Source organism: Synechococcus sp. Cruz-7E5, from assembly GCF_024345995.1.
Taxonomy (GTDB): domain Bacteria; phylum Cyanobacteriota; class Cyanobacteriia; order PCC-6307; family Cyanobiaceae; genus Regnicoccus_A.
In genome coordinates this window covers 37769-63070 of sequence record NZ_JAGQCE010000005.1, presented here as the reverse complement: position 1 = coordinate 63070, position 25302 = coordinate 37769, and the positions used below count along the sequence as shown (strand labels likewise).

30 protein-coding genes and 1 tRNA gene are annotated in these 25302 nt (G+C 64.8%); 16 read left to right on the top strand and 15 right to left on the bottom strand.

The features are described from left to right. Positions 1–1359 carry a dihydrolipoamide acetyltransferase family protein gene (locus tag KBY77_RS07815; protein WP_255102978.1) on the top strand — a complete coding sequence of 453 codons (1359 nt, stop codon included), beginning with the start codon at positions 1–3 and terminating at the stop codon, positions 1357–1359. Between the two features lie 47 nt (positions 1360–1406). Then, on the top strand, positions 1407–2555 hold the full coding sequence (queA, locus tag KBY77_RS07810) for a tRNA preQ1(34) S-adenosylmethionine ribosyltransferase-isomerase QueA (RefSeq protein WP_399212515.1): 1149 nt from the start codon (positions 1407–1409) through the stop codon (positions 2553–2555). A gap of 52 nt (positions 2556–2607) precedes the next feature. Here the strand turns inward: queA and KBY77_RS07805 are convergent, their stop codons facing one another. The 3 genes from KBY77_RS07805 to KBY77_RS07795 all read right to left on the bottom strand — a co-directional run bounded on the left by KBY77_RS07805 (position 2608) and on the right by KBY77_RS07795 (position 4507). After that, a complete protein-coding gene (locus KBY77_RS07805; protein ID WP_255103159.1) occupies positions 2608–3207 on the bottom strand; it encodes a superoxide dismutase in 600 nt (199 codons plus the stop codon). Between the two features lie 208 nt (positions 3208–3415). After that, entirely contained in the window at positions 3416–4087 is a 672-nt protein-coding gene (locus tag KBY77_RS07800; protein ID WP_255102976.1) for an FKBP-type peptidyl-prolyl cis-trans isomerase, read from the bottom strand. A 78-nt stretch (positions 4088–4165) separates the two neighbouring features. Continuing rightward, positions 4166–4507 (bottom strand): phasin family protein, encoded by a 342-nt coding sequence (locus KBY77_RS07795; RefSeq protein WP_255092566.1) that lies wholly within the window; start codon positions 4505–4507, stop codon positions 4166–4168. A 35-nt stretch (positions 4508–4542) separates the two neighbouring features. On the opposite strand from KBY77_RS07795, the gene KBY77_RS07790 reads away from it, so the two are divergent. Together KBY77_RS07790 and KBY77_RS07785 are read left to right on the top strand one after the other, a co-directional pair. Further along, positions 4543–6012 carry a nitrilase-related carbon-nitrogen hydrolase gene (locus tag KBY77_RS07790; protein WP_255102975.1) on the top strand — a complete coding sequence of 490 codons (1470 nt, stop codon included), beginning with the start codon at positions 4543–4545 and terminating at the stop codon, positions 6010–6012. A gap of 210 nt (positions 6013–6222) precedes the next feature. Continuing rightward, positions 6223–6597, top strand: coding sequence for an AbrB family transcriptional regulator (locus tag KBY77_RS07785; RefSeq protein WP_255102974.1), 375 nt, complete (start codon positions 6223–6225; stop codon positions 6595–6597). A gap of 139 nt (positions 6598–6736) precedes the next feature. Here the strand turns inward: KBY77_RS07785 and KBY77_RS07780 are convergent, their stop codons facing one another. Continuing rightward, positions 6737–7084 (bottom strand): RNA-binding protein, encoded by a 348-nt coding sequence (locus tag KBY77_RS07780; protein ID WP_255102973.1) that lies wholly within the window; start codon positions 7082–7084, stop codon positions 6737–6739. Positions 7085–7212: 128 nt separating this feature from the next. Here KBY77_RS07780 and KBY77_RS07775 point away from each other — a divergent pair, with 128 nt between their 5' ends. From KBY77_RS07775 to KBY77_RS07750, 6 genes are all read left to right on the top strand, one after another. Continuing rightward, a complete protein-coding gene (locus KBY77_RS07775) occupies positions 7213–7770 on the top strand; it encodes a PAP/fibrillin family protein (protein WP_255102972.1) in 558 nt (185 codons plus the stop codon). A 54-nt stretch (positions 7771–7824) separates the two neighbouring features. Further along, positions 7825–8103 carry a cell division protein SepF gene (locus tag KBY77_RS07770; protein ID WP_315856470.1) on the top strand — a complete coding sequence of 93 codons (279 nt, stop codon included), beginning with the start codon at positions 7825–7827 and terminating at the stop codon, positions 8101–8103. Between the two features lie 63 nt (positions 8104–8166). Beyond that, positions 8167–8310 carry a chlorophyll a/b-binding protein gene (locus tag KBY77_RS07765; protein ID WP_094554677.1) on the top strand — a complete coding sequence of 48 codons (144 nt, stop codon included), beginning with the start codon at positions 8167–8169 and terminating at the stop codon, positions 8308–8310. Between the two features lie 31 nt (positions 8311–8341). Continuing rightward, positions 8342–9088, top strand: coding sequence for a hypothetical protein (locus KBY77_RS07760; RefSeq protein ID WP_255102971.1), 747 nt, complete (start codon positions 8342–8344; stop codon positions 9086–9088). 176 nt (positions 9089–9264) lie between these two features. Then, positions 9265–10002, top strand: a complete 738-nt coding sequence (locus tag KBY77_RS07755) for a J domain-containing protein (RefSeq protein ID WP_255102970.1) — start codon at positions 9265–9267, stop codon at positions 10000–10002. 102 nt (positions 10003–10104) lie between these two features. Next, on the top strand, positions 10105–11622 hold the full coding sequence (locus KBY77_RS07750) for an alpha-amylase family protein (RefSeq protein WP_255102969.1): 1518 nt from the start codon (positions 10105–10107) through the stop codon (positions 11620–11622). Between the two features lie 185 nt (positions 11623–11807). Here the strand turns inward: KBY77_RS07750 and KBY77_RS07745 are convergent. From KBY77_RS07745 to ftsH, 4 genes are all read right to left on the bottom strand, one after another. After that, positions 11808–11880 (bottom strand) — tRNA-Ala (locus KBY77_RS07745). 103 nt (positions 11881–11983) lie between these two features. Further along, a complete protein-coding gene (gene lexA / locus KBY77_RS07740; RefSeq protein ID WP_255102968.1) occupies positions 11984–12640 on the bottom strand; it encodes a transcriptional repressor LexA in 657 nt (218 codons plus the stop codon). 76 nt (positions 12641–12716) lie between these two features. Then, positions 12717–13688 (bottom strand): ornithine carbamoyltransferase, encoded by a 972-nt coding sequence (argF, locus tag KBY77_RS07735; protein WP_255102967.1) that lies wholly within the window; start codon positions 13686–13688, stop codon positions 12717–12719. A gap of 57 nt (positions 13689–13745) precedes the next feature. Next, positions 13746–15626, bottom strand: a complete 1881-nt coding sequence (gene ftsH, locus KBY77_RS07730) for an ATP-dependent zinc metalloprotease FtsH (RefSeq protein ID WP_255102966.1) — start codon at positions 15624–15626, stop codon at positions 13746–13748. Between the two features lie 123 nt (positions 15627–15749). On the opposite strand from ftsH, the gene KBY77_RS07725 reads away from it, so the two are divergent. The 3 genes from KBY77_RS07725 to KBY77_RS07715 all read left to right on the top strand — a co-directional run bounded on the left by KBY77_RS07725 (position 15750) and on the right by KBY77_RS07715 (position 17556). Then, positions 15750–16382, top strand: a complete 633-nt coding sequence (locus KBY77_RS07725; protein ID WP_255102965.1) for an SOS response-associated peptidase — start codon at positions 15750–15752, stop codon at positions 16380–16382. An 87-nt stretch (positions 16383–16469) separates the two neighbouring features. Beyond that, positions 16470–17255 carry a potassium channel family protein gene (locus KBY77_RS07720; protein ID WP_255102964.1) on the top strand — a complete coding sequence of 262 codons (786 nt, stop codon included), beginning with the start codon at positions 16470–16472 and terminating at the stop codon, positions 17253–17255. A gap of 55 nt (positions 17256–17310) precedes the next feature. Next, on the top strand, positions 17311–17556 hold the full coding sequence (locus KBY77_RS07715; protein WP_255102962.1) for a Nif11-like leader peptide family RiPP precursor: 246 nt from the start codon (positions 17311–17313) through the stop codon (positions 17554–17556). 29 nt (positions 17557–17585) lie between these two features. On the opposite strand, the gene KBY77_RS07710 is transcribed toward KBY77_RS07715, so the two are convergent. Together KBY77_RS07710 and KBY77_RS07705 are read right to left on the bottom strand one after the other, a co-directional pair. After that, a complete protein-coding gene (locus KBY77_RS07710; RefSeq protein WP_255102961.1) occupies positions 17586–17870 on the bottom strand; it encodes a transcriptional regulator in 285 nt (94 codons plus the stop codon). Between the two features lie 7 nt (positions 17871–17877). Continuing rightward, entirely contained in the window at positions 17878–18504 is a 627-nt protein-coding gene (locus KBY77_RS07705) for a rhomboid family intramembrane serine protease (protein WP_255102960.1), read from the bottom strand. Positions 18505–18519: 15 nt separating this feature from the next. Between KBY77_RS07705 and KBY77_RS07700 the strand changes: the two genes are divergently transcribed. Then, a complete protein-coding gene (locus tag KBY77_RS07700) occupies positions 18520–19017 on the top strand; it encodes a DUF427 domain-containing protein (protein ID WP_255102958.1) in 498 nt (165 codons plus the stop codon). Positions 19018–19027: 10 nt separating this feature from the next. Here the strand turns inward: KBY77_RS07700 and KBY77_RS07695 are convergent, their stop codons facing one another. Both KBY77_RS07695 and KBY77_RS07690 read right to left on the bottom strand, forming a co-directional pair. Then, a complete protein-coding gene (locus tag KBY77_RS07695) occupies positions 19028–19210 on the bottom strand; it encodes a hypothetical protein (protein WP_255102957.1) in 183 nt (60 codons plus the stop codon). 123 nt (positions 19211–19333) lie between these two features. Further along, positions 19334–20293, bottom strand: a complete 960-nt coding sequence (locus KBY77_RS07690) for a fatty acid desaturase (RefSeq protein WP_255102956.1) — start codon at positions 20291–20293, stop codon at positions 19334–19336. A 351-nt stretch (positions 20294–20644) separates the two neighbouring features. On the opposite strand from KBY77_RS07690, the gene KBY77_RS07685 reads away from it, so the two are divergent. Continuing rightward, entirely contained in the window at positions 20645–21688 is a 1044-nt protein-coding gene (locus tag KBY77_RS07685; protein ID WP_255102955.1) for an AI-2E family transporter, read from the top strand. Positions 21689–21734: 46 nt separating this feature from the next. After that, the gene (locus KBY77_RS07680; RefSeq protein WP_255102954.1) at positions 21735–22358 is read left to right on the top strand and encodes a DUF3598 family protein; all 624 of its coding nucleotides are present in this window, start codon (positions 21735–21737) and stop codon (positions 22356–22358) included. Between the two features lie 8 nt (positions 22359–22366). Here KBY77_RS07680 and KBY77_RS07675 read toward each other — a convergent pair whose 3' ends face one another. The 3 genes from KBY77_RS07675 to KBY77_RS07665 form a co-directional block, all read right to left on the bottom strand. Further along, the gene (locus KBY77_RS07675) at positions 22367–22645 is read right to left on the bottom strand and encodes a DUF427 domain-containing protein (protein WP_255103157.1); all 279 of its coding nucleotides are present in this window, start codon (positions 22643–22645) and stop codon (positions 22367–22369) included. Positions 22646–22715: 70 nt separating this feature from the next. Beyond that, positions 22716–24239 carry a peptide ligase PGM1-related protein gene (locus KBY77_RS07670; RefSeq protein ID WP_255102953.1) on the bottom strand — a complete coding sequence of 508 codons (1524 nt, stop codon included), beginning with the start codon at positions 24237–24239 and terminating at the stop codon, positions 22716–22718. A 7-nt stretch (positions 24240–24246) separates the two neighbouring features. Continuing rightward, the gene (locus tag KBY77_RS07665) at positions 24247–25281 is read right to left on the bottom strand and encodes a mechanosensitive ion channel family protein (RefSeq protein WP_255102952.1); all 1035 of its coding nucleotides are present in this window, start codon (positions 25279–25281) and stop codon (positions 24247–24249) included. Positions 25282–25302 lie beyond the last annotated feature (21 nt).

Here is a 25302-nt window from a genome sequence, read left to right as displayed (position 1 = left end):
TTGGCGACCCACGAAATCTTCATGCCCGCCCTGAGCTCCACGATGACGGAGGGCAAGATCGTGGAGTGGCTGAAGAAGCCCGGTGATCGCGTCGAGAGGGGCGAATCGGTGCTGGTCGTGGAGTCCGACAAGGCCGACATGGATGTGGAGGCCTTTCAGGAGGGCTTCCTCGCTTCGGTGCTGCTTCCCTCCGGCGGCACCGCCCCGGTCGGTGAAACCATCGGCCTGATAGTTGAAACCGAGGCAGAGATCGCGGCGGCTCAGGCTTCGGCGCCGGCGGCACCGGCTACGGCTGCTCCGGTTGCGGCAGCACCTGCGGAGGCCCCAGCCCCTTTGGCTGCTGCCGCTTCTGCTCCTGCCGCTGCTGCTGCAGCGGCTCCGGCTGCTGTGGCTACGGCAGTGCCCGAACCAGTGGCTGCTCCTGTGGCCAGCGGCGGGCGGCTGGTGGCCACCCCGCGCGCGCGCAAGCTCGCCGCTCAGCTGGGTGTGGCTCTTGAAAGCCTGCGGGGCAGTGGCCCCCATGGCCGCATCCAGGCCGAAGACGTTGAGCGGGCCGCTGGTCAGGCCGCCAGCCTGCCCCGCGTGGCGGAGGGCACTGCTCCGGCGGTCTCGGCCACGCCTGCCGCCGCCGGGTCTGCCAACGGCTCAGCGGCACCGGCTCCCGTCGGTCAGACCTTCGGCAACCCTGGCGACACGGTGGCTTTCAACACGCTGCAGGCGGCGGTCAACCGGAGCATGCTGGCCAGCCTGGCAGTGCCCTGTTTCCACGTGGGCTACACGATCACCACCGACCGGCTCGATGCGTTCGCCAAGACGGTGAAGAGCAAGGGTGTCACCATGACGGCCCTGCTCGCCAAGGCGGTGGGTGTGGTCCTAGCCCGTCACCCCCAGGTCAATGCATCCTTCAGCGAGGCCGGCATGATCTATCCCCCCGCCATCAATGTCGCCGTGGCGGTGGCCATGGATGATGGAGGTCTGATCACTCCGGTACTGGCCGCGGCCGACCGCACCGATCTCTACAGCCTCTCGCGCTCGTGGGCCGACCTGGTGGCTCGCTCCCGCTCCAAGCAGCTCAAGCCCGAGGAGTACAGCACCGGTACCTTCACCCTCTCCAATCTGGGGATGTATGGCGTCGACCGCTTCGACGCGATCCTGCCACCGGGCACAGGGGCGATCCTGGCCGTGGCGGCTTCCCGTCCAGCCGTGGTGGCAGGCAAGGATGGCTCCATTGCTGTCAAACGCCAGATGCAGGTGAACCTCACGGCCGATCACCGGGTCATCTATGGCACCCATGCCGCCGCATTCCTCAAGGATCTGGCCCAGCTGATCGAGACGGCGCCAGAAAGCCTGGCCCTCTGACTTTCGTTGTTTCCTCGGCCCCTCCGGGGCCTGCACACCTGAGCGATCTGTCAGCTGATCTGCGGCTCTCCAGTTACACCTACGACCTGCCGCCGTCGTTCATCGCCCAGACGCCCGCGGAGCCCCGCCACAGCGCCCGCTTGCTGGCCCTGGGTCCCGCTGGCGAGGGCTCAGGCGCAGAGCAGCAGGTCAGACATCTCAGTGTCTGGGACCTGCAGGGGGAGTTGCGACCAGGTGATCTGCTCGTGGTCAACGACACCCGGGTGCTCAAGGCCCGGCTGCAGGCCCGCCGCGCCAGTGGAGGTGCCGTGGAGCTGCTGGTGCTTCAGCCCCACAACAATGCCGCTCCACGGGAGGCGGCTGCGGCTTCCAGCGAGAGCTGCTGGATCTGCCTGGTGCGTCCGGGTAAGCGGGTGCGGCCTGGTGAGGTGCTCCAACTTGAAGCCGCCGGCCAGCCGTCCCTGCCGCTGGAGGTGGTTGCGCTCGATGAGACCACAGGTGGACGGGTGATCCGCTTCCCCCCCGGCTGCACCGACGCCGCTTCGATCGAAGCTCTGTTGCAGCGCTACGGGGCGATGCCGCTGCCCCCTTACATCCAGCATCCGGATCCTGAGCAGGAAAGCCGCTACCAGACCCGCTATGCCACCAGGCCCGGAGCGGTGGCCGCCCCGACGGCGGGCCTGCACCTTAGTGATGAGCTGCTGGAGGCGATCCGCGCCAGGGGCGTGGAAATCGCAACCGCCACGCTGCACGTGGGCATCGGCACCTTTCGCCCCCTGGAGGAGGAGGACCTCTCCAGCCTGGATCTGCACAGCGAGTGGGTGGAGATCAGCGAGGGTCTGGTGGATGCGGTGGCCGCGTGTCGGTTGCGGGGCGGGCGGGTGATCGCGATCGGCACCACCAGCGTCCGCAGCCTTGAAGGTGTGGCGGCGCTCCACGACGGCAACCTGGTGCCCTTCCGTGGACCGGTCAACCTGGTGATCCAGCCTGGATTCCGCTTTCAGGTGGTGCAGGGACTGCTCACTAATTTCCACCTGCCCCGCAGCTCGCTGTTGCTGCTGGTGAGTGCCCTGATCGGTCGGCCACGGCTGCTGGAGCTTTACGAGGAGGCCAAGCGGCAGGGTTACCGATTCTTCTCCTATGGCGATGCCATGTGGATCGCTCCTGAAGCGGTTGAGGAGGCGGCTCGCCCCTGAGCAGGCGGCCACCTCCGGTTGGATGGCCCCCAAGGGAAGGGGCCGGGGAGAATCAGGCGGCGGCGAGGTTGGCGGCCACGAAGTCCCAGTTCACCAGCTTCTCAAGGAAGGTGGTCATGTAATCCGGGCGCCTGTTCTGATAGTCGAGGTAGTAGGCATGCTCCCAGACATCCATCGTCAGGAGTGCTTTCTGACCGTGGGCTAGGGGCAGATCAGCGTTGGCGGTCTTGGTGATCTTCAGAGTGTCGCCATCAAGGATCAGCCAGGCCCAGCCGCTGCCGAACTGGGTGGCACCAGCGGTCTTGAACTGCTCAACGAAGGCATCGAAACTGCCGAAGTCGGCGTTGATTTTATCGGCGAGGGCTCCGCTGGGCTGGCCGCCACCACCGGGTTTCATGCACTGCCAGTAGAAGCTGTGGTTCCACACCTGGGCCGCGTTGTTGAACACCCCAGCCTTGGAGGCATCTCCGGCCACGCTTGTGATCACCTCCTCAAGGCTCTGGCCGTCAAGGTCGGTACCTTCGATCAGTTTGTTGAGGTTGGTGACGTAGGCGGCGTGGTGCTTGCCGTGATGAAACTCGAGGGTGTTCTGCGAGATATGGGGTTCGAGCGCGTTGATGTCGTAGGGGAGAGCGGGCAGCGTGTGGGCCATGAACAGTGCAACGAAGGGGGAAAGGGCGGAGCCCATGGGGGACCGCTTGTTGAGGCGGCATGGCACAGGCCTGTGGCTGAGTCCCGGCGGCACGTCGAGAAAAGGCGAGCCGGATCTGTCACCAATGTGACCATGAACAGCTTGACCGGCGGTCCACCGGAGCTCTCATATTAACGAGATGAGCCCTGGCCCAGTTGCAGGGCGAGGCTCAGCCTCCGACCCCGAGCAGTTCCACCTCGAAGGTGAGGGTTGCGTTCGGGGGAATGACGCCGCCGGCGCCCCGTTCGCCGTAGGCCAGATCCGGTGGGATCACCAGTTTGCGCTTGCCGCCCACCTTCATACCGGCCACGCCTTCATCCCAGCCCTTGATCACCCGACCGGCTCCAAGCGGGAAGGAGAAGGGGCCACGGCCGTAGCTGCTGTCGAACTCCTTGCCGCTGGCGAGGGTGCCGCGATAGTTAACCTGGACGGGCTGGCCGCTCACGGCTTCGGCACCCTCGCCGACCACCAGATCGGTGATACGCAGGCCACTGGGGGTGACCACTTCCTTTGCGGCCACCAATTCGCCTCCCAGGCCGGATGCACCCACTTGGGCAACGGAGGCGTCGGCGAGGGCGGAGGTGTCGTTGGGACTGTCGGAGGCCATGGTGAACAGCGAGGGATTCGGATCGTCGGGGTCGAGCTCGATCCGACCGCTGGGTGCTGCAGGTGCCTTATTGATGGCTGAGCTGACCGAAGCGACGGCAGCTGAGCCAACGGAGGCAGTGCTGACAGCACCGCTGCCGCTGGCCTCGACTGTGCTGGGAGAAATCAGCTGACTGGCCAGGGCCAGCAGCAGGCAGGCGACGCAGACGCCGGTGCTGATCAGGATGTCACGCATGGATCGGTGTCGGCTGCCTGGCCGGAACGAGCTGGCAGGCATTCTGCCAGCGCCGGGGATGACGACTCCTGTGCCGCGTCAGTCGGGCACTTCGGCCCCTTCCCGTCGGCTGCGCAGCTGTTGCTCCAGCCGGTCGATGCGGCCCCTCAGCTCATCCACCTCGCGCTGGCGGGCCAGCCCCAGGTCCTGAAGGAAGTGATCGATGCCTCGCTCCATGGTGCGCTCGGCCTGCTTCTCCAGTTCGGGGTTCTCCCCCCGCAGCGAGCGCATCACGTCGTCGACGAGCACCGTGGCTTCGCCGGGATCAAGGCGGCCGCTTGTCACCCAGGCCTGGGTGACGTTGCGCAGACGGTCGGCCACCAGGGAACTGGTGCCCAGTCCACGCAGGATCAGTTGCTGGAGCAGATTGTCCCGGTCCATGGCGGCAAGCGCTGACCATCTGATGATGTCGTTGCATGCCTGCGCAGGCCATGGGAGATGACCGGCGCCTGAGGGTGATCACCGCCCTTGCCGGTGCCCTGGCGGGGCTCTCCCTGGCACCCCTGGGCCTGCCGCCGCTGCTCTGGCTGGCCCTGGTTCCCCTCTGGGGAGCCACTCCTGCTGCTGCCGGCCTCTGGGGGGGCGCTGCGGTGCTGGTCAGCCATCGCTGGCTGCTTTGGTTGCATCCCCTCGACTGGATCGGTGTCCCCGGCCCCCTGAGCCTGCCGATCTGCCTGGCGCTCTGGTTGGCCTGCGGTCTGGCCGGGGGGGGGCTGGTGGCGATCTGGGGCTGGCTGGTACGCCGCCTTGACCCCCGCCTCCTCGCCACGGCGCTGCTGGCCTCCGGGCTCTGGGGGCTGGCGGAAGTGCTCCTGGCCGCCGGACCCCTGTTCTGGATCGGGCTGGGTGCCTCCCCCCTGCCCGCCGATCGGGCTCTGGCCGGGCTGGCGGCTGTGGGCGGATCCGGCCTGGTGGCTGCCGTTCAGCTGTTGATCGGCTGGTTCTGCTGGCGCACTTTGGTGGCGCCTGCGGTCAGCCGGCGTGGCTGGGGCCTGGGTATGGCCGCTCTGCTGTTGTTCAGCCATGGCCTCGGCTGGAGCCAGCTGCGGGCCGATCGGGTGGAGCGGGGGGAGTCCTTCCGGGTGATGGTGCTGCAACCAGCGCTGCCCACCCGGGAGAAGTTCGAGCCCGAGCGCCAGCGGGATCTGCTGGTGCAGATTGCCAGGGCCCGTCAGCAGGCGGCCGCCCTGGGGGTGCCCCTGCTTCTGCCGGAAGGAACGTTGGTGCTCGGGCAGGTCATGCCCGAGGCCGAGGCGGAGGTCCTCAGTGGTGGCTTCCGCCTTGAAGGGGAGGAGTTGCGCAGCAGTGTCCTCCGCTTCGAGCCCAGCTCGAGTGAAGCCTCCAGTTGGGTCGACAAGGCCAGGGTGGTGCCTCTGGGCGAATGGGTGCCCCTGGCGCGCTTCTGGCGCTGGGGTGGACTGTCTGCCGTGGGGGGGGTGGAGCCGGGGCCGCCCGCTCGGCTGCTCAGACGCAGCGGCGCGGATCCGGCGGTGGCGATCTGCTACGAGCTGGCCAATGGCGAGGGCCTGCGCGAGGCCACCGCGGCGGGGGCCAGTTGGTTGATGGCCAGCGCCAATCTCGACCCCTATCCAGCTCTGCTGCGTGATCAGTTCACGGCCCTGGCCCAGCTGCGGGCGATCGAAGTGGGCCGCTGGTTGGTGAGCACCGCCAACACAGGCCCCAGTCTGGTGATCGACGCTCAGGGGGTGGTTCGCGCTGCCTTGCCACCGGGGCGGGCCGAGCTGGGGGTGTTCGAACTGGAGCGGCTGAAGCGGGCCACGACCTATCAAATCTGGCGCGAAGCACCCCTGATCCTGATGATTCTGCTGGGGGGGGCAAGCTGGTGGTTCCGGTTTCAGCGACCTCGCCACGGTCATTCCCACTGAACGGATCAGATCGGGTTTGCGAGTGCAGAGAGGATCCTGCAACTTCTGGGCCATGACTCACCTGATCAGAATCAGGATGTCCTGACCGGAAATGTGCGATGACCAGGATCTTCGTTGGATCTGAACTGGGCTGGCCAGGTTGCTGTTTCCGCCAACCTCAACGAACCCACGCCATTCAGTATGTTGTCTGTGATGTTCTTAAGCAATGCCATGTTGACTGGTGCCGATCTGCTCGCCAAGGTCAAGGAGCTGGGTGAGGTCAGCAAATCAGAGCTGGTGCGCTCTGCCGGCTACGTCAGCACCAAGAAGGACGGCAGTGAGCGATTGAATTTCACGGCGTTTTACGAAGCTCTGCTGGAGGCCAAGGGCGTCAACCTCGGCTCCAGCGGTGGCGGTCAGGCAGCCGGCAAAGGTGGACGCAAGCTCAGCTACATCGCCACTGTTCAAGGCAACGGCAACCTGCTGGTGGGCAAGGCTTACACGGCGTTGCTTGACCTCAAGCCAGGGGATGAGTTCGAGCTGAAGATCGGCCGCAAGCAGATCCGCCTGGTGCCTGTCGGCGCTGAAGACGAAGGTGAGGAGTGATCCTTTACCCATCTGCCTGAGCAGTTGGGGTGCCCTGCCTGCTTGCTGTTGAGGGTGCCCCAACAAAAAAACCCCGCCTTGGCGGGGTTGATCAAAGTTCCAGAGTCAGGCGAACCTTTATCTGGAGGCTTTGGAAGACTCAGTAGCGGCTGCGACCACCGCCGCCGCCGCCGTAGCCGCCACCACCGCCACCGCCGCCGTAGCCACCGCCACCGCCGCGATTGCCACCGCCGCCGCCGCCACCACCGCGGGGCTCTGCCTTGTTGACCCGGATCATCCGGTTCATCCATTCGACGTTCTGAAGATCGTCGATGGCTTTCTGCTCTTCGGCGTCGTTCGCGAGTTCCACGAACGCGAAGCCGCGCTTGCGTCCAGTTTCCCTGTCAAGGGGCAGGCTGCACTGGCGCACTTCTCCGTACTGACTGAAAAGGTCACGGAGATCCTCTTGCTCGGCATCGAACGAGAGGTTGCCTACGTAGATTGTCATGTAACTTTAAATAACTTGAACGGATCCGTCGACGGCTGGAAGTGTTGCTCTCACCAGTGATCGAAAAATCAAAGATCACTCTACACGCGCCCCCGGCCCCAGGTCCCCCTCCAACCCCCTCTGGTGCCATGACTCCCCGTGAACAGTTGCTCGAAGGGTTGTGCAACCCCGCTGCGCTCGGCGATCAGCGGATCCGCTCCCTGATCGAATCTCTTGAGCGGGAGTCACCCGCTGATCTGCTGCAGCGGCCGGAGCATCTGGAGGGGGTCTGGGAGTTGCGCTGGAGCAGCAGCAAGGCTCCCTACCTGCGGGTTGCCCCTTGGATTGACAACCTTCAGGTACTGGTTCCTGCCCGTGCCCGTGCCATGAACCTGCTGCGCCTCACCGGTGCCTTTTCTGGCCTGGGTGGCATCGCCGTGCTGGCGCGGATTGCCGTTCAGGGGCCCCAGCGGGTATCGGTGAGCTTTGAGCGGGGAGGTTGGATCGGCCCGGGGCTGGGACCGATGCAGTTGCGCCTGTTGCGTCAGGTGAGCCAGAGCTACCCGGCCTGGCTGGACATCACCGTTCTGGATCAGGAGTTGCGCATCTGCCGGGGACAGACCGGGACTCTCTTTGCCCTGCGCCGTCGGGAAGAGCTGTGCTGCGACGACCTGCTCGCCCTGGCTGAACCTGTGCACCAGCCCTGACCCGAGCGGGTGCGGCGGTTGGCGCCGCTGGGCTGCCCATGGCACCGTGATGGCATGGATCGGTTTCCCGACTTGGCTCCCGAAGTCGTTCTGATGGAGCCACGCCGTTTTGAGGACGTCCTGCAGGCGGTTCAGGCCGTGCGTGAGCGCAAGACCGTTGTGCTCAATTTCGGTTCGATGCCACCCGAGGAGGCCCAGCGCTCGGCGGATTTTGTCTCCGGCGGGGTTTTTGCTCTGGATGGGCACCAGGAGCGACTAGGGGAGATGGTTTTTCTCTTCGCCCCCTTCGGAGTGGATGTGAGCCGGGATCCCGGCAGCAGCGCCGAGCCGTGAGCCGCCTCTTAACAATGCTCAAAGATTTGTGTTACGCTTCGCAAAGCACTTCGCTCTCCTCCAATGGCTGACTCCACCACCCGCTTCGGTTTTGTTGCGTTCGCCGAAACCTGGAATGGCCGTCTGGCCATGCTTGGCTTCGTGATTGGCCTGGCTACTGAGGTCCTCACCGGCCAAGGCATCCTCGGCCAGATCGGCCTGGGCTGATCGGGGCATCCACGAGCAACAGGTGCCCGTCATGACGGGCTCATCACCGGCCATGACTACCACCCTGGCGTTCACATTCAGTCTTGCTCCTCCCCAGGAAGGGGAGGAGTCCATTGGCTGGAGCCAAGTAGTTGCAGATCATCAGTCGTCCATCTGTGATGCAAGGGCACTGCGCATCCTGCGCTGCCCCAAGGCATGGAGCGGCAGCCTCGATTCCCTCGTACAGGCTGGGCAGGCCACGATCAGCTGTGAAGATCCTTTCGTCGGCATGCCCAACACCGGTCCTGCGCGGGAACGACTTCTCTGTGATGCCGTCATTCCTCGTTTTGACGCCTCTCGCCTCTGGTTGCAGGTTCACCTCCTGGAAGCCGGTCAAGGTGTTTCGCCTACCGATGCTCCGCTTGGACGCAAACGGCTCGATGCGTTTCCGCTCCAGCAGTTGAGCAACGAAACCTGCTGGTTCTACCCAACCGAGGATGGCGATTACCTTGCGTCGGAACGAACCATTGATGTGCGTTTTGGTCCTGGGGTGATGGCTGAATCATTGCCGACCTCCCAGCCGTTGTCCTATGACCGCGGTGATCTACGCCTGCTCTGGTCGCTGATGGCAGATGACGAGGATCTCAGTTGTGTAGGACTCACCTATCAGCGCCGCCGGATCGAATTCCCCCTCCAGGTTGAACAGCCGGCCACCACGGCCACCTGGTCCTCCTTCCGGGTCGACGGCATGGCCAGTCCCTCTTTCCAGCGCCTCTCGACCATCTCCACCTACGGCTGATCAGACAGCTTTAGGTCGAGCAGCAAGTCCGGATGAGGCGCCGTCAGATTTTTCAGATCCGAGGCTTGAGCGAAAGCCAACCGAATTATCGAGGCGATGCCCCTCAACAGGATCGGCAGGATCGATCGCCTCGTACTGCGGCAGCCTGCTGTCGGCGTACTTCAGGCGGATTGAAGATGGGATTTGATCCGCGCAGCTGGGCCCGTGCGCCGGCCCGGGGCGCCCAGGTCACCGCCAACATTGACGCGCTGCTCGCCGAGAACGAAGCCCTGCGCCGTGAGGTACGTCTTCTGCGGCAGCAGCTCCTTCGCCAGCAGGCCCAAGGATCCGTTTTCAGGGGCGAAGTCAGTGTCGAGCGGGTGGAGGCCTGGGGTCAGGCTCTCGCCCGTCATCCCCGCTGGCGCGAGCTTCGGGTGGGCGCCTCGGCTCGGGTGGGGGAGACGATGGTCTTCAGCGGCCTGCGTGGCCTGCTTGAGCATCTGAGCAGCCAGTGGAGCGATCCCCGCGCCCAGCTGGAGGAGGAGCTTGATCGCCGCCTGCCAGGTCTCGGCAGCGCCCTGCGACAGGCGCTGCGCGGCCCGCAGACCAAGGCTCGCCTGGCGATACGTGTTGCCTTTGCGATGTATGGCGTGCGGGCAACTGAATGGCTCTCGGAATCGCCTTTGCGTGTGGTCGACGACCTGCTGGAGCGGGTTGCGGCCCTGGAGCAGGCGGCCTGCCCGGCTCCGGCCGAGGACAGCACCGATCCAGAGCGGGCAGCCGCCTTTGCGGTGCTTGGTCTGCGCTGGGGTGCCTCGAGCGAGGCCATCAAGCGGGCCCACCGCCGCCTGGTGAAGACCCACCATCCCGACCAGGGTGGAGCCGTTGATGACTTCCGCCGTATCCATGCGGCTTATCAGCTGCTGATGGCCTGAGAACATGGCCAAGCTCCCTGCTGGAGCGGATCGGCGCCCTTAGCCTGGAGACCTCAGGCTGCTTCTGGCATGCCAGCGCTGAAGTGTTGATCTGGTGATCTGATGAAGCGCCGCTCGCTGGCAGGTTCGATCACCGGGCTGATGCTCTCGCTCGGGGGATTCGGGGGATGGCTCGTCGGCTCCCCTGAAGTGAAGGCGGATGTGATCCTGCATGCCTTTGACTGGTCGTACGCGGATATTGCCGAGAAAGCCGAGGCGATTTCGGCAGCCGGCTACAAAGCGGTGCTGGTGACACCCCCCTTGAAATCACCGAAATCAGGGAGTTGTGAGTGGTGGCTGCGTTATCAGCCCCAGGATTTCCGGGTGATCGACCATTGCGATGGCAATAAGGAATCCCTGGTGCTGGCGATTCAGGCGCTCAAGGCCAGGGGCGTGAAGACCTACGCCGATGTGGTGGTCAACCACATGGCCAATGAGAGAAACGGCGCAACCACCTTTCCTGGCGATCTCAGCCTGAGCCAGTATCAGAATGATTCACTGTATTGGAGCAGGCAAATTCTTTATGGCGACAGCAATGGCAATGGGGTACTAGATAATGGAGTGCTGCCTGATGATGGCATTCCCGATGGGCTGTTCGGAACCCAGGATTTTCACTCTGCAGCCTGCATCCGCGACTACAGCAACTCAATTTCGGTAGTTCGTGATCGCATCTGCGGTCCTTATCCTGATCCCGGACTGCCCGACCTCGTTGATACCGACCCAGGCAGGCACTGGGTGAATGATCAGCGCAGGCAGTATGTACAGGCACTTTATGACCTCGGCATCCGCGGTTTCCGCATTGATGCGGCCAAGCACATGCCGAATAGCGCCATCAGCTCGTTCATCCCTGACGAGGTGACCAGAAACTCCCATCTCTTTGCCGAGATCATCACGTCGGGTGGAGCCAGCTCGGGTGATTATCAGCAGTTTCTCGAGCCCTACCTACGGGAATTGCCGCCGCAGTTTGGTGCCTATGACTTTCCCCTGTTCAATGCGCTCAAGCAGGCCTTCTCGTTTGGTCGCCCTCTCTCGGATGTGGCTTTTCCCTATGCCACCGGCAATGCCCTGGAGAACAGCCGCGCCGTCACCATGGTGGTCACGCACGATATTCCCTACAACGATGTGTTCCGGTCGCTGATCTTTGATCAAGATGCGCCGTCGTCAGTGGATGAAGGGCTGGCCTATGTGTACATCATGGGCCGCGATGGTGGAACCCCCCTGGTGTTTGACGACCAGTCGGATGGCCGCTCCAACAACGGTCGCTGGCGCGATGTGTGGAGCAGCGATCGCATGCGCCGCATGATCGCCTTTCACAACCGCATGCAGGGCAAGCCCATGGAGGTGCTGGCTGCTGATGCCTGCACCCTGCTGTGGCGCCGGCAGGAAGACGGCATCGTGGCCATCAACAAATGTGATCAGCAGCGCTCAATCACGGTGGACACCCGCTTTAAGCTCAAGTGGAATCACCCCTACCGCGACATGCTCACGGACACGCAGCTGCCGGAGATAGTGGGCCCCAGTTACACCTTCAATCTCCCACCGCGCACCGCCCGAATGTGGTTTGCGCTGGAAGACAGGTAATCAATCTTGAGCCCTTGTATGCCGGCAGCTGCATCCTGAGTTGGCTTGCCCAGGCAAGTTAGAAGAATTGCCGGCCCAACCGCTTTTGGTTATGGACAGCGAGCCAACAACTTGTCTTCGGAAATCCTTGGCAGCTGTTCTCATCAAGCGGAGCTGACCCCGAAGTGAGAACCTGGAAAATGATATGGAGCCAAGCGGATTCGAACCGCTGACCCCCTGCATGCCATGCAGGTGCTCTACCAGCTGAGCTATGGCCCCATGGTTGGCCTGGCGAACCGAACGCTGGTCGATCGGCTGGACCCTTGGGCCCTCGCTTTGGCACAGGAAAGCTTACAACGCAGCGGTTCGCCTCATCCAAGGTTCAGGCTCTGGGCAGTGCAGCCACCTGGCGCCAGACCGCCACCATGCGGCCCTGGACGGTGACCTGCTCAGCCTCAAGCTCGATCGGGGCGTAGGCGGGGTTGGCCGCCTCCAGACGCACCTTGCCGCCCTTGCAACTGAAGTGCTTCAGGGTGGTGCCGCTGCCGGCCACGTGGGCGGCCACGATCGTGCCGGGCCGGAGCCGGGCCGGATCGCTCACAGGCTCCATCAGCACGATGTCGCCATCGTCGATGTGGGCATCCACCATGCTGTCGCCGTTCACGGTGAGGGCGAACAGGCCACGGGTGTCCAGCAGCGGTGTGAGATCGAGTCGCTCGCGCACGTCGTCGAAGGTTTCGATCAGGCCGCCGGCGGCCACAGAGCCCAGCACGGGAATGCCCCCGGCGCTGGCGGGACCCAGCAGCTGCAGGGTGCGGGCCTGGCCTTCCTGCCAGGTGATCCAGCCCTTCTGCTGCAGGTGCCGCAGCCTGCTCTGGATCGGCGCCGGGGAGCGCAGCCCCATCGCCTCCATCATCTGGCGGATCGAGGGGCTGTGGCGGTGGTGCTGGATGTACTGCGCCAGCCAGTCGTAGAGCTGCTGCTGGGCGCTGGTGAGGTCCTGCCCGCTGGGAGCGGTTGGCCTGGAGGAGACAATCACCGGCAGTACGCATGAACCATGACACCAGTGTTCCCCCGGGCGTGCCCGTTGTCCAGCCCCTAGGCAGGTTGGCGCTTCAGAGGCAGGGCGTTTCGGGATCGGCCAGCAGGGCCGCCAGCAAGGCCTGCTGCACATGCAGACGGTTCTCCGCTTGATCGAACACCCGGCTGGAGCTGCCTTCAATCACGCCGGCGCTGATCTCCTCGCCGCGGTGGGCGGGCAGGCAGTGGAGAACGATGGCGCGGGGGTCGGCTTCCGCCAGCAGAGCCTCATCGAGGCAGAAGCCCGCGAAGGCCTGCAATCGCTGCTGCTGTTCCTGCTCCTGGCCCATCGAAGCCCACACATCGGTGTAGAGCACCTCGGCGCCTCGCACCGCCGGCAGCGGCTGATGCAGCACCGAAATCGTGGCTGCGCTGCCTGCCAGTGCCTGCGCCTCTGAAAGCACGGCGGGATCGGGAGCAAAACCCTCCGGGCAGGCCAGCCGCACATTCATCCCGAGCAGGGCGCCGCAGAGCATCAGCGAGTGGGCCATGTTGTTGCCATCTCCCACGTAGGCCAGGGTGAGGCCCGAAAGGGATCCGAAGCTTTCGCGGATGGTGAGCACATCAGCCAGTGCCTGGCAGGGGTGCTCCAGGTCGGTGAGGGCATTGATCACCGGAATCGAGGCCCAGTGGGCGTAATCGGCAAGCTCCTTCTGCTCGAAGGTGCGGATCGCCAGGGCGTCGACGTAGCGGCTGAGCACCCGGGCGGTGTCGGCCACAGGCTCACCGCGACCCACCTGGGTGACGGAGGGGTTGAGGTCGAGTACCTGGCCCCCGAGCCGGCCCATTGCCACGGAAAAGCTCACGCGCGTGCGGGTGGAGGCCTTGGTGAAGATCAGGCCCAGAGCCTTGCCGCTCAGGTCGAGGTGAGCAGAGCCACTCTTGAAGTCAGCCGCGAGCTCCAGCAGCGCCAGGGTTTCATCGTTTGCCAGATCCGCTGAAGACAGCAGATCCCGGCCGCGCAGCCCAGCGAGACCGGGATAGCGCTGAGCGAAGTGCGGGCCCATGACCCCATTTCAAAGAACCCTTATCGGGGAGAACGTGCCCCCCCGTCAAGGGGCGGATCAGACTGGAGCCAGGACGGCTTCGCTGGGAAGGGTGCTGGAGGCGAGCAGATCCCTGAGCTCATCCCCCTCGATCACCTCCTTGTCGAGGATCTTGCCGGCAATGTCCTCGAGCAGGCCACGGTTGCCATGCAGGATCGCCAGGGCTCGCTCGTGGGCTCGGTCCACCAGGGCTCGCACCTCCTTGTCGATAGCCTGGGCTGTGGCATCACTCACGGAGCGGCGTGGGTTGTTGCCGCCGCCGAGGAAGCGGCTGCCGCCCTGCTTGTCGTAGGCGAGAGGGCCGAGGGTATCGCTCATGCCGTATGTGCCCACCATCTGCTCGGCGATGTCGGTGGCGCGTTGCAGGTCGTTGGCGGCACCGGTCGTGACCTCGCCGAAGACGATCTCCTCGGCGGAGCGGCCGCCCAGCAGGGTGGCGATCTGGCCTTCTAGGTCTTCCTTGGAATTCAGGAAGCGCTCTTCGGTGGGCAGTTGCAGGGTGTAGCCCAGGGCCGCCATGCCGCGGGGCACGATCGAGATCTTGGCCACCTTGCTGCCGCCGGGCATCAGGTGCCCCACGATCGCGTGGCCCACTTCGTGGTAAGCAACCACTTTCTTTTCATCGGGCTGGAGCACCCGGCTCTTCTTCTCGAGGCCCGCCACCACCCGCTCGATCGCTTCGTTGAGGTCGCTCTGCTCAACCTCCTTGCGGTAAGCGCGCGCCGCGAGCAGGGCCGCCTCGTTGACGAGGTTGGCCAGGTCGGCTCCGGCGAAGCCGCTGGTGGCCTGGGCGATTTTGTCGATATCGATGCTGGCGGCCAGCTTCACTTTCTTGGCATAGATGTCCAGGATCTTCTTGCGGCCGGAGAGGTCTGGGCGATCCACCAGCACCTGGCGGTCGAAACGGCCTGGGCGCAGCAGGGCGGCATCGAGGGTTTCGGGCTGGTTGGTGGCCGCCAGCACGATCACCGGCTTGTCCTGGCCGGTGAATCCATCCATCTCGGTGAGCAGCTGGTTGAGGGTCTGCTCGCGTTCGTCGTTACCGCCAACGACGCCCATCGAGCCCGAGCGGCTCTTGCCGATGGCGTCGAGTTCGTCAATGAAGATGATGCAGGGAGCCTTTTTCTTGGCCTCTTCGAACAGGTCACGCACCCGGGCCGCCCCGGCGCCAACAAACAGCTCCACGAACTCAGAGCCGGAGATGATGAAGAAGGGCACACCGGCCTCCCCGGCCACAGCCTTGGAAAGGAGAGTCTTGCCGGTGCCGGGAGGACCAACCAGCAACACTCCCTTCGGGATGCGGGCGCCGATGGCGGCGTAGCGCTCGGGAGTCTTGAGGAAGTCGACGATTTCGTTGAGCTCGGTCTTCGCCTCATCCACACCGGCCACATCAGCGAAGGTGACGCGGGACTCCTCATCAGGCACGTAGACCTTGGCCTTGGATTTGGTGAAGCTCAGGGCACCCTGTGCACCGCCACCCATCTGCCGGCGGGCGAAGAACTGGAGCACCAGGATGAAGATCAGGGGCGGCACCACCCAGCTCAGCAAGGTGGTGAAGAAGTTGGGGCGCTTCGGGGGTGCGGCAGCGAACTCCACACCTTTCTGCTCCAGGCGCTGGGGCAGATCCATGTCGAAGATCGGTGTGGTGGCAAGCACCGATGGCGCGCCTTCCTCGGCGTCGGTGATCTCGTAGCGGATCTGGTCCTGGGTGATGTAAGCCCGCTTCACATGGCCATCATTCACCTGATCGATGAACAGGGAATAGGGCACCCTGGGCACCTGGGATCCCTGATTGGGCAGGAAGTTGCTGAGCAGCAGCAGGACCCCGAAGCCGATCAGCACCAGGTTGATGATCCCGAAGCGCCTGTTCGGGGGGTTGTCGTCCTGGCGGATAGCCATGGTGGCGGGGCACGTCGATAGAGCCAAACTAAGCGCAGGGGTCGGGGCGCCGGCCCGGCTGGCGGGGGTGAGAACCGAACGTCACGTCGGCCTTAACGTGTGCTTCAGCCTTCTCTGGCCGCCATGTGTGGTCGGTTCTGTCTCACCACCCAGCTTGATCAGCTTCTGCCGAGGTTGGCTGGTCAACTGCCGGCGCAGTTGGAACGCCACTACGCACCCCGTCCCCTGATCCTGCCCGGCGAGCCGGTGCTGGCCCTGCGCCAGGAGCACGCTTCGATCGCCAGCGCCCTGATGCTCTGGGGTCTGTTGCCGGAGTGGGCGAAAGATCCCCTCAACGCGCCCAGGCCATTCAATGCCCGCAGCGAGACCGTGGCTGAGAAGGCCTCCTTCCGTGGCGCCTGGCGGCACCGCCGCTGCCTGCTTCCCGCCGATGGCTTTCTGGAGAAGGGCTGGCTGATTCGCCGTCTTGACCGCCAGCCCTTCTGGCTGGCAGGGATCTGGGACCGCTGGATCGGCCCCGACGGCAGCGAACTGGAGAGCTGCTGCGTACTTACCACAAGCCCCAACGCCCTGGTGAAACCCCTGCACCAGCGCATGCCGGTGCTTCTCCCCGATGGCCTTGAGCAGGCCTGGCTGGCCCCGGCCGATGGGGCGGGCCTGCGGGCTTTGGGCCCCCTGCTCAGCGGCTGGGATCCCAGCGGCTGGGAGGCGCTGCCGCCCCAGCAGTCCAGGGAGCAGCTCTCCCTCTTCACCTGAGCCGCTGGCTCTGCGCCGTGCCTTCGTCACAATGCGACTCAGGCCCGCCGGCCTGCCGGACCGTCCACTGGAGCTCCGCTGATCCCTTTGCGCTTCCCACTTCGCGCCAGCCTCTCCAGCGAGGCACGACTGCGGCGGCGTCACCGCTTCTATGCCCACCTGCTGCTAATCACCCTGTTCGTGATGGCCTGCCTGGCACTGCCCAGCAACCTGCAAAGCCTCGGTGGGATCGGCTACAGCCTGGCCACCATGCTGTTGATGGTGGAGCTGGAAGGCTCGATCCGCCATGACGGCAAGAGCAATCCCAGGGATCTGCCTTACCGAGTGCTGGGTCTGCTCACGCTGTTGGCTCAGTGGTTCTGGTACTTCACGCCCTTGTCACATCGCGAAAGCGGCTGGCCCCTGCTCGTGCTCACCACCCTGTTCGTGGGCTGGAGTGTGATGCGTCTGGTGGGATTTCTGGCGGAGGAACGGCAAGTGAACGGAAGTGTTCTGATGGGGGCTATCTCGGGATATCTGCTGCTGGGCCTGACTGCCGGCCTGTTGTTCACGGCTCTGGAAACGATCCAGCCCGGCAGTTATGCGAACCTGCGCGAAACGCCTTCGTCCCTGTTCGCGACTGGCCCTATCAGCACGGCCAATTCCCAGCTGCAGTCTATTCATTTTGCCCGGCTCAACTACTTCGCCTTTGTCTGCCTGAGCACTGTGGGCTTCGGTGACGTGTTGCCGACCACTCCTTTCTCCCAGATGAGTGCCGTGGCCTTCAGTGTGATCGGCCCGATCTACATGGCCATCGTGATGGGATTGCTGATCGGGCGCTATGCCTCAGACAAGGCAGTCCGGAGTGACCGTGACGAACCCCCTGGCGAGTGAAGTCGTCGCCGGGCCACCGGCTGGGCTAATACAGAGGAGATATGGATCTCTTGCCGTGAGCCTTGAGCAACTGGACGCCTTCCTGCTCCACGCCCGCAGCTCAGCGTCTCTGCAGGAGCGACTGCAGCAACAGCTCGACCTGGAGGCCTTCCTGCAGCTGGCCCGGCAGGAAGGTTTTCCCCTCGAAGAACGTGATGTGCTGGCCGCCCAGCAGCGGGAGGAAGCCCAGCTGAGCGACGTGGAACTGCAACATCGAGCCGGCATGGAAGCTCGCCGGCTGCGCTCTTTCATCCCCGGCTGAGAGACTCATCCCTGGCCGAGACGTCGCTGTCAGCGCAGACGGTCCTGCTCCTGGCCAAAGGGAATCTGCCTGGGCTGCGGTTGCTCGCTCAGCCAGGCCAGCAGCGCACTGAGGATCAGCAGCAACGCCACCGGCATCAGCCAGTTCCGACGATGACCCCGGCCACCACTTCCCAGCGGGTTCAGGCGCCGCAGGCCACTGGAGGCCTGGCGGGCGCCTGGTCCCAGCGGCAGGCTGCAGCGGCCGCAGACCATACGGCCCGCCAGGCTGCGGTCGCGGCGAACTTCCCAGCTTCCGCAGCGGGGGCAGGACATCAGCGCCTCATCTCCCCGCGAAGCTGGAGGGTTCCCTGTAGACCGCCAGGGCGGCGAGCACTCCACCGGCGAAGCCGCTGAGGTGGCCGATCCAGCTCACCCCGGCCGGGGTGAAGAAGGGCAGCAGGCCTGGCAGGAAACCGCCATAGCTCACGAGGCTGAACAGCGAGAGCAGCAGGGGCAGGGGGCGTCGCTCCAGGAAGCCGATCACGATCAGGTACCCCACCAACGCGAAGACCACGCCGGAGAGCCCATGGTTGCCGTTGCTGGAGAACAGCCACACCGGTATCGCCATCACGTACACCCCCACCCAGACCGCCAGGTAGTCGTGCCAGCTCTTGAGCAGCACCAACCAGGAGAGGGGCAGGAACCAGAGGCTGTTGCCCAGCAGGTGGCCTAGATCGCCGTGGCTGAACGGGGCGGTGAGCACCCCCAGGAACGAGCCTCCGGGCAGCATCGGCAGGTTCCAGCGCCCCCCGAACACGATCTGGTCGATCAGTTCCTGGCCCCAGGCCACCGAGAGAATCAGCAGAGGGATGATGGAGGTGCCGCCGAGCCGGTTCAGGAGGCGATCCAGGCCTTGGCGCGGGCGCTGGCGAATGGGTGTGGGGTTAGCCATGCTGACCATTGTCATGGCCAGGGACGGCGAATGGGGAGCAGCGAGCCGTTGGAGAGCCAAGAACGAGAGCGCGTCTGTGACTATCCGCGTCCACCGGCGCTGGAGCCCAGCGGGGCGTTGGTCGAGGTGCGGGCTCTGGGGAAGCTGCTGGCGGAAACCCGTCGCTCGCTGCGGGTGCTCGAGACCTTCCATCCCCCCACCTATTACCTGCCGCCCGAAGACGTGCGCCTGGAGCTGCTGGAGCCCGCGATAGGACGCAGCTTCTGTGAATGGAAAGGACTGGCCCGCTACTACGACGTGGTGGTGGGTGATCGCAGGCTGGAGCGGGCGGTGTGGTCGTATCCGCAGCCCACAGCAGCTTTTGCGGCTCTAGCCGGTTGGTTCGCGCTCTACCCGGCCCTGATGGATGGCTGCTGGCTTGACGGCGAGGCGGTGATCCCCCAGCCCGGAGGGTTCTACGGGGGTTGGATCACATCCCAAGTGGAGGGGCCGTTCAAGGGGGATCCGGCCCATCCCGAGCTGATCTGAGACAGTTCTCTCAAGCGGCGGCGGCAGGGACGCGGCAACCGATCTGGATGCGGCCGGAGTCGAGAAGACGCCCAAGCTTGAGCGCCGCAGCCTCCTCCTGGCGGTTGAAGCCACTCTGCTGAGCCGCCACCCAGGTGATCTCGTCTTCCGTGATCACACCGGTGGAAAGGCTCTCGAGAAAGAGTTCGCCCATGCCCATGGCGTCTCCTGTGCGTGGAATCTGCAGAACTTATCCCTGGGGTCAGCTGAGGGCCAGGGATGCCACAGCTTTTTTAAGAGCACTGCCCCAGACGGTTGGTCTGGGGCAGTGCTCTGCTCAGTTCGAGAAGCTGGGGATGGGCTGAAGCATTTCCCCCTCCCGGTCCCACAGCACGTACTTGAAGCAGCGTCGGATGTCGGCGATGGTCAGGCGCGTTGCCCCAGTCAGCAGGGCAGCATTGCGTTCCTGACAGGCCCGCAGGTGGTAGTTGGGAATGCGCTCGCAGAGGTGATGGATGTTGTGGCAGCCGATGTCAGCAGTGAACCAGTTCAGGATGCCTGGAAGCACCAGCAGGCTGGTACCGGCGATCGCACCCTCGATCGGGTCCCACCCATCGCTGCGGTGGGCGTAGGACCCTTCGAAGTTGTGCTGAACGAAGAAAATGCAGATGAACAGCGCTGCTGAAGCGGCCATCACAACTGCATAGAGGCTCCAGAACAGGCCGGCCCCGATCCAGTGGCACAGCAGTACCCAGCTGGCGACCACGCAGATGTTGTTGAGCAGCAGATCGATGAATTCTGCCCCGCTGTACCAATGGCTGGATTTGAACGACAGGACGAGTTCGGACCAAGGTGTGCGCCAGTCGGCGCGGAGCCTGGTGCTCACATGGCCGAGGAACTGGGCTGTTCCCAGCAGCAGGGCCAGCCTGGGCTTGATGACCAGATAGAAGAAGCCGCCCGGGAAGAGCATCAATGGGTGGCGCAGCAGGCGGTACACCAATTGACCGCGCGGGCTCAGCTGCTCGTACTGCTCCAGGCTGATCAGGGCTGAGGGTCCCCGGTAGAGGTCCCAGTTGCCGTTGTGCTTGTGGTGGTAGGCATGTCCCTGCGACCAGGGGTACTGAGGAATGGCGTTGATGACGCCCAGCAGAAAGCCCACGGCCCTGTTCAGCCGTTTCGAGCGGAACAGGGAGTAGTGGCCGCAGTCGTGCATCAGCGAGAAGCAGCGCCCTGAGAGCAGTACCAGCAGCAGCAGCAGCGGCGGGGTGAGCCAGAGCCATTGCCGAGCGACCACCACGGTGACGGCCCAGAGCAGCAGGTAAGCCCCGACTGTGCTCAGGATCTGCCAGGTGGCGAGGCGATCGTCGCTGGCGATGAAGGGCTTGAGAACGAAATCTCCATACCGGACGCCGGTGGCAGACGGGCTGGAGCGGGACTCGGGGGGAGAAGTCTCGAGCAGAGGGGAGACGCGCAGAACCCTGACTTTGTAAGGATTTACACCATAGGCAGGGGCTCCGGGGCTGGCGGGCCTCCGTCTTAAGCCAATCCGCTCATTTGTGTCCGGTTTCGTCTGCCCTCAGGGAAACTTTGGGCCGATGGCTCTGTTCGGCAGCATGGTTGGCAGCAGCGCCGCTCCCTCTCGATCTCCATGAACGACCCCAACGGCCCGGCCTGGCAGCGGCTGAGCCACTCCGTTCTGCTGCGTTTCCTGTTGCTTGTGGCCTGTGGCTGGGCGGTGGTGCAGCTGATCGACTATTTCCGAGTGGTGCTGTCCCTGTTCACCGCGGCGGCGGTGCTGGCGGTGGTGCTGGATTATCCGGTGCGGCGGCTGGGGCGTCTGGGCTGCAGCCGTGGGCTGGCGATCCTGCTCACCCTGCTGGCCGGCATCGGGGTGGCCAGCTTTTTCGTGGCGGTGCTTGGCTTCCAACTGATCAACCAGGGCAGCAGCCTGATCAATGATCTGGTGCTGGGTCTGCAACGCCCCGATCTTCCCTTTCACGGGTTCCTGAAAACGATCAACCTCCAGCAACTGCTGGAGCTGTTGCGCGCCAGCCTCGGCACGGGCCTGGGGGTGATCGGCGGCGCTTTCTCCAACGTCTTCGGCGGAGTGTTTCTGCTGGTGATCGTGGCCTACATGCTGATCGACAACGGGGCCACCTGGAGCCAGGTATTGCGCCTGCTTCCGGAGGATGTGCGCGAGCGCTTCGATCGCAGCGTGCAGAAGAACGTGCTGGGTTTTCTGCGCGGTCAGATCACGCTGATGATCTTTCTCAGCCTCGCCAGTTTGCTGGTGTACGCCGTGCTGGGGGTGAAGTTCTCCCTGATCCTGGCGATCCTGGTGGGAGTGCTGGATGCCATTCCAGGCATCGGCGCCACCCTTGGGGTGATCGTGGCCTCCAGCCTGGTCTTCCTGACCCAGGGGCAGTGGCTGGCCCTGCAGGTGGTGATCGCCTCGGTGGTGCTGCAGCAGATCCAGGACAACTTCATCCATCCCCGGGTGATGGGCCGCGCCCTGGAAATCCGGCCTGTGGTTCTCTTCTTTGCCCTTTTCATCGGCGAGCGGCTGGCGGGTCTGCTGGGGGTGTTCCTGGCGATTCCCGTGACCGGCATGATCCTGGGCTGGGGCAAGGAGAACGAGGAGGCCGACTCTCCGGCCCAGGCGGATTCCACCCAGCAGGCGGCCAATCCTTAGCCCATCAAGCTGCCAGCATCGGGACCCTTCCGCTTACAGCCCGCCCGTGCCCAGCTTCGATCGCCGCGCCACCCTGCTGGCGCGCAATGCCGGCCACTGGGAAGGCAGCTTCATTCGCCTCGATAGCCAGGGCCTCGAGAGCGAGCGCTTCGGCACACGCCTGCATGTGCGGGAGACGGACGGCCAGATCGAAGCGGCTCTCACTTACCTGAACACCGGCAAGGTGGCGACGATGCGCTTCGCCGAGCCGCCGGCCTTGATGGCGATCAGCCCCGATGGACACTGGAGCCTCGGCCCCGACAAGACTGGTCCCTGGCCGGCGGTGATGGAGCTGTGCCTGGTGGATGGCCAGCGGCGGCGGCGGCTGGTGGTGCGTCACGGCGCCGAGCGGCTCGAGAGCGTGGTGGTGGTGGTGGAGGCCCGCCCCGGGGTAGTGGATCCGGCTCCGGCGGCGCCCCTTCGGGCAACTGTTCTGCCGGGTGGCGATGGTTCAGGCCTCGGCTGCTGGCAGCTCACGGACGATCTCAGCCTCACCACCGCCCTGGAGCGCCGCTTTGGAGACCCCCTGGCGGTGAGGCTGTGCTGGCGGCCCCAACCGGGGCGGGAGCTGGTGCTGGAGCGTGCCTATGGCGCCAACGGACTGCCCCAGCCGGAGCCGCTGCTGGTCTGAGGGCGGAATCAGCTCACGCGCACGCCCTTCCAGAAGGCCACCCGGCCCTTGATTTCACTGGCGGCCTGCTTGGGTTCGGGATAGAACCAGGCGGCGTTCACGTTCACCTGATCCCCTACCACCACGTCGTAGTAGTGGGCTTCGCCCTTCCAGCCACAGACGCTGCGATGTGAGGAAGGCCGCAGGTGCTCTCTGACCAACGCCTCGGCGGGGAAGTAGGCGTTGCCTTCCAGTTTCACGATGTCGTCACTGCTGGCGATCACGGCGTCGTTCCAGCGGGCTTCCATGGCAGGGCAGCAGAGGCCTTTCATCCTGGAGCCCAGGTGAGCCCGTTGTGGTGGTCAGTGGCGGATCTGCTCAGGCCTGCTTCAGCTCCTCGGCCGCCGCAATCAGTCGCTCCCTGGTGGCCGCGTAGATGCGTTCAGCTTCTTCGGGACTGCGGCCGATGCAGGTCATGCCCAGCTTGCCGAATTCCGAGAGGCAGCCCAGCAGGTGGAACACGCTGCCGTGCAGTTCGGCCGGGTCGAAGTGCAGCCCGGCGGCGGCCACGATGTCGATCAGGTCGACCGGCAGCAGACCCCGCAGCCTCGGGTCGCAGAGGTTATCCGTGGCGGCATAGAACAGCGATTGGCCGGTGGGGGAGCGGAACAGGCCGCTGGCGCCATCGATGCGGCCGTTGGTGGCATAGCGCAGGGCCATGTAGGGGTGGGTGGTGCCGCCCTTGCGCAGGTTCACCTCGATCGCCTGCAGATCCCAGTGCTGCCCGAAGCGGCGCGCCACGAAATCCACCGCGTAGCGCTCCAGGGCGCCCTCTGCCGCCAGGGCCTGACCCACCGCCAGCCCGTGACGCATCAGCTCGGCCCGGTACTGCGTCTGGGCGGGAAAGCTGCAACCCAGGTAGGTCTGTCCGCTCACACCGCCGAGTACCTGCTCATGGGTGGAGAGCACCTCCACCGCCCCGCCTGGGTGGATCATCCCCTGCACGCTCGGTGAGGCCAGCTCGTCGCCCCCCAGCAGCCAGGCCTCCACCAGGGCCCCCTGCTCCTGCAGCAACTGGCGCCACTGGGGTGGTGGCATCGCCAGGGTCTCGAGGGCCTCGCGCAGGCGAGCTCGGCGCTCCCGGCCGCTGAGCTCCGACAGTTGCAGGGGCCCCAGCTCCAGGGGAGCATTGCCTTCGCCGCTGAATCCCTGGTCCAGCTTCACCACCACCCGGCTCAGCTCAGGGTTGGCCTCCCACAGCTCGGCCGCGACTTCGGCGAGGGCGTCGAGGTCATGGACCAGGGCGCTGCCGGGCGGATGGGGCACAGCGCAGCGGCGGAACAGCTCGCGGCTGCCGGCTTTGCCGCCCCAGTGACTCAGGGCTGGATCAGTGCCCAGCAACGGCACCTGCAGGCGCTCGGAGAGTTGCTTCTCCTGCTCCGTCACGTTGAAGCAGGTCATGAAGCTGCGCCCGGGCCGCAGGCGCTCGCGGATGCGCCCCAGCAGCGCCGGCCGCTCCAGCAGCTTCTCGGTCAGGGGCCGATTGGAGGCGTCGTCCGTGTCGAAAAGATGCAGGCGCCGGCGGGCGTGGGAGGCGGGCACCCCCGGCAGCAGCTCCAGCACGGAGTCCACCACCAGTTCAGGCAGCAGCTTGCTGGTGATGTAGACCGCCCGCACGCCGGGGTCGCGCAACCGGATCAGGGAGAACAGCTGCCGTTCCTCGTAGTGGTGGGCCCCGGTCACCAGTGCCATCTGATGGTGATCGAGGCTGAGCGAGGGCACCACCAGCAGATCCCAGCCCTCGTTGCCGCTATCGCCGCCACTGTTCTGGCCGCTGCCTGGATGGAACTCACCCCATTCAGGCCGCAACTGTCGCTGGAGTTCGCTGAAACTGAGGGCCATGGTGAAATCAGCCCCTGATCAGGCTGCGCGTGGGGAAGGGCATTCCCGCCTGATGCTTCTCCACCACCTCACCGACGCGCAACAAAAGCTCCTGTTGCAGATCCCAGGCGGCCTGGATGTCGCCACCGGCCACGTAGCAGAGCAGGCGCAGGTTGAGACTCGATTCGCCATAGCCAACGAAATGCACCGCCGCTGCCTTGTCGTGATCAATACTGGTGTTCGAATCCAGCTGCTCACGCAGCTCGGCGATGATGGGCTCGATCGCGGCCCGGTCGTCGTAACGCAGGCCGAAGTCGATCCAGACCCGCCGGCTGTCGATCCGGGCGACGTTGATGATCGGCTTCACGGTGAAGATCGAATTGGGGATGAAGATCGGCTGCCGCTCCGGATCACGCAACTCCGTGTAGAACCAGCTGATTGTTTGCACGGTGCCGTTGACATCTTCTGCGGGGATCCGGATGAAATCTCCCACCACGAAGGGTCTGTTGATGTAAAGGCTGATGCCGCTCAGTCCATTCTCCACGATCGTGCGGGCGCCGAAACCCAGGGCAGCGGCACCGAAGCCACCGGCGGTGGCCAGCAGGGCGGTGGGGGTGCCCAGCAGCCGCAGCAGCTCCAGGCTGATGATCACCATCACCAGCACCGTGAGCAGCTTGTCGCTGAGATCGAAGAGGTACAGGCGCTCCCGCTGGGGAAGATTCGGGAACACCTGCTGGGAGTAGGTGTCGGCCTTGCGCCAGATCTCGCCCTTCCAGCGCAGCAGCGTCCAGATCAGGCCGATGAAGATCAGCTCATTGCGCACGTCGATGCTGCCCATGCCCATGGGCAGCAGCTCTGGGCCCAGCAGGGTCAGCAGCCACCAGGCGATGAAACTGACCAGGAGCGTGAGCGTGAGGCTGAGGCGGCTGCGCAGCACCAGGGCGCGACCCAGCGATTCACTGGGAAGCCGCTTGCCAACCAGTTGCAGGCTCAGCCAGGCTCCTGCCGCCAGCAGGATCCCCAGCAGGGGAATCGGCAGGCTCAGCTGGAGGGGATTGAGCATGGCCGGACTCTAAGGACGGTC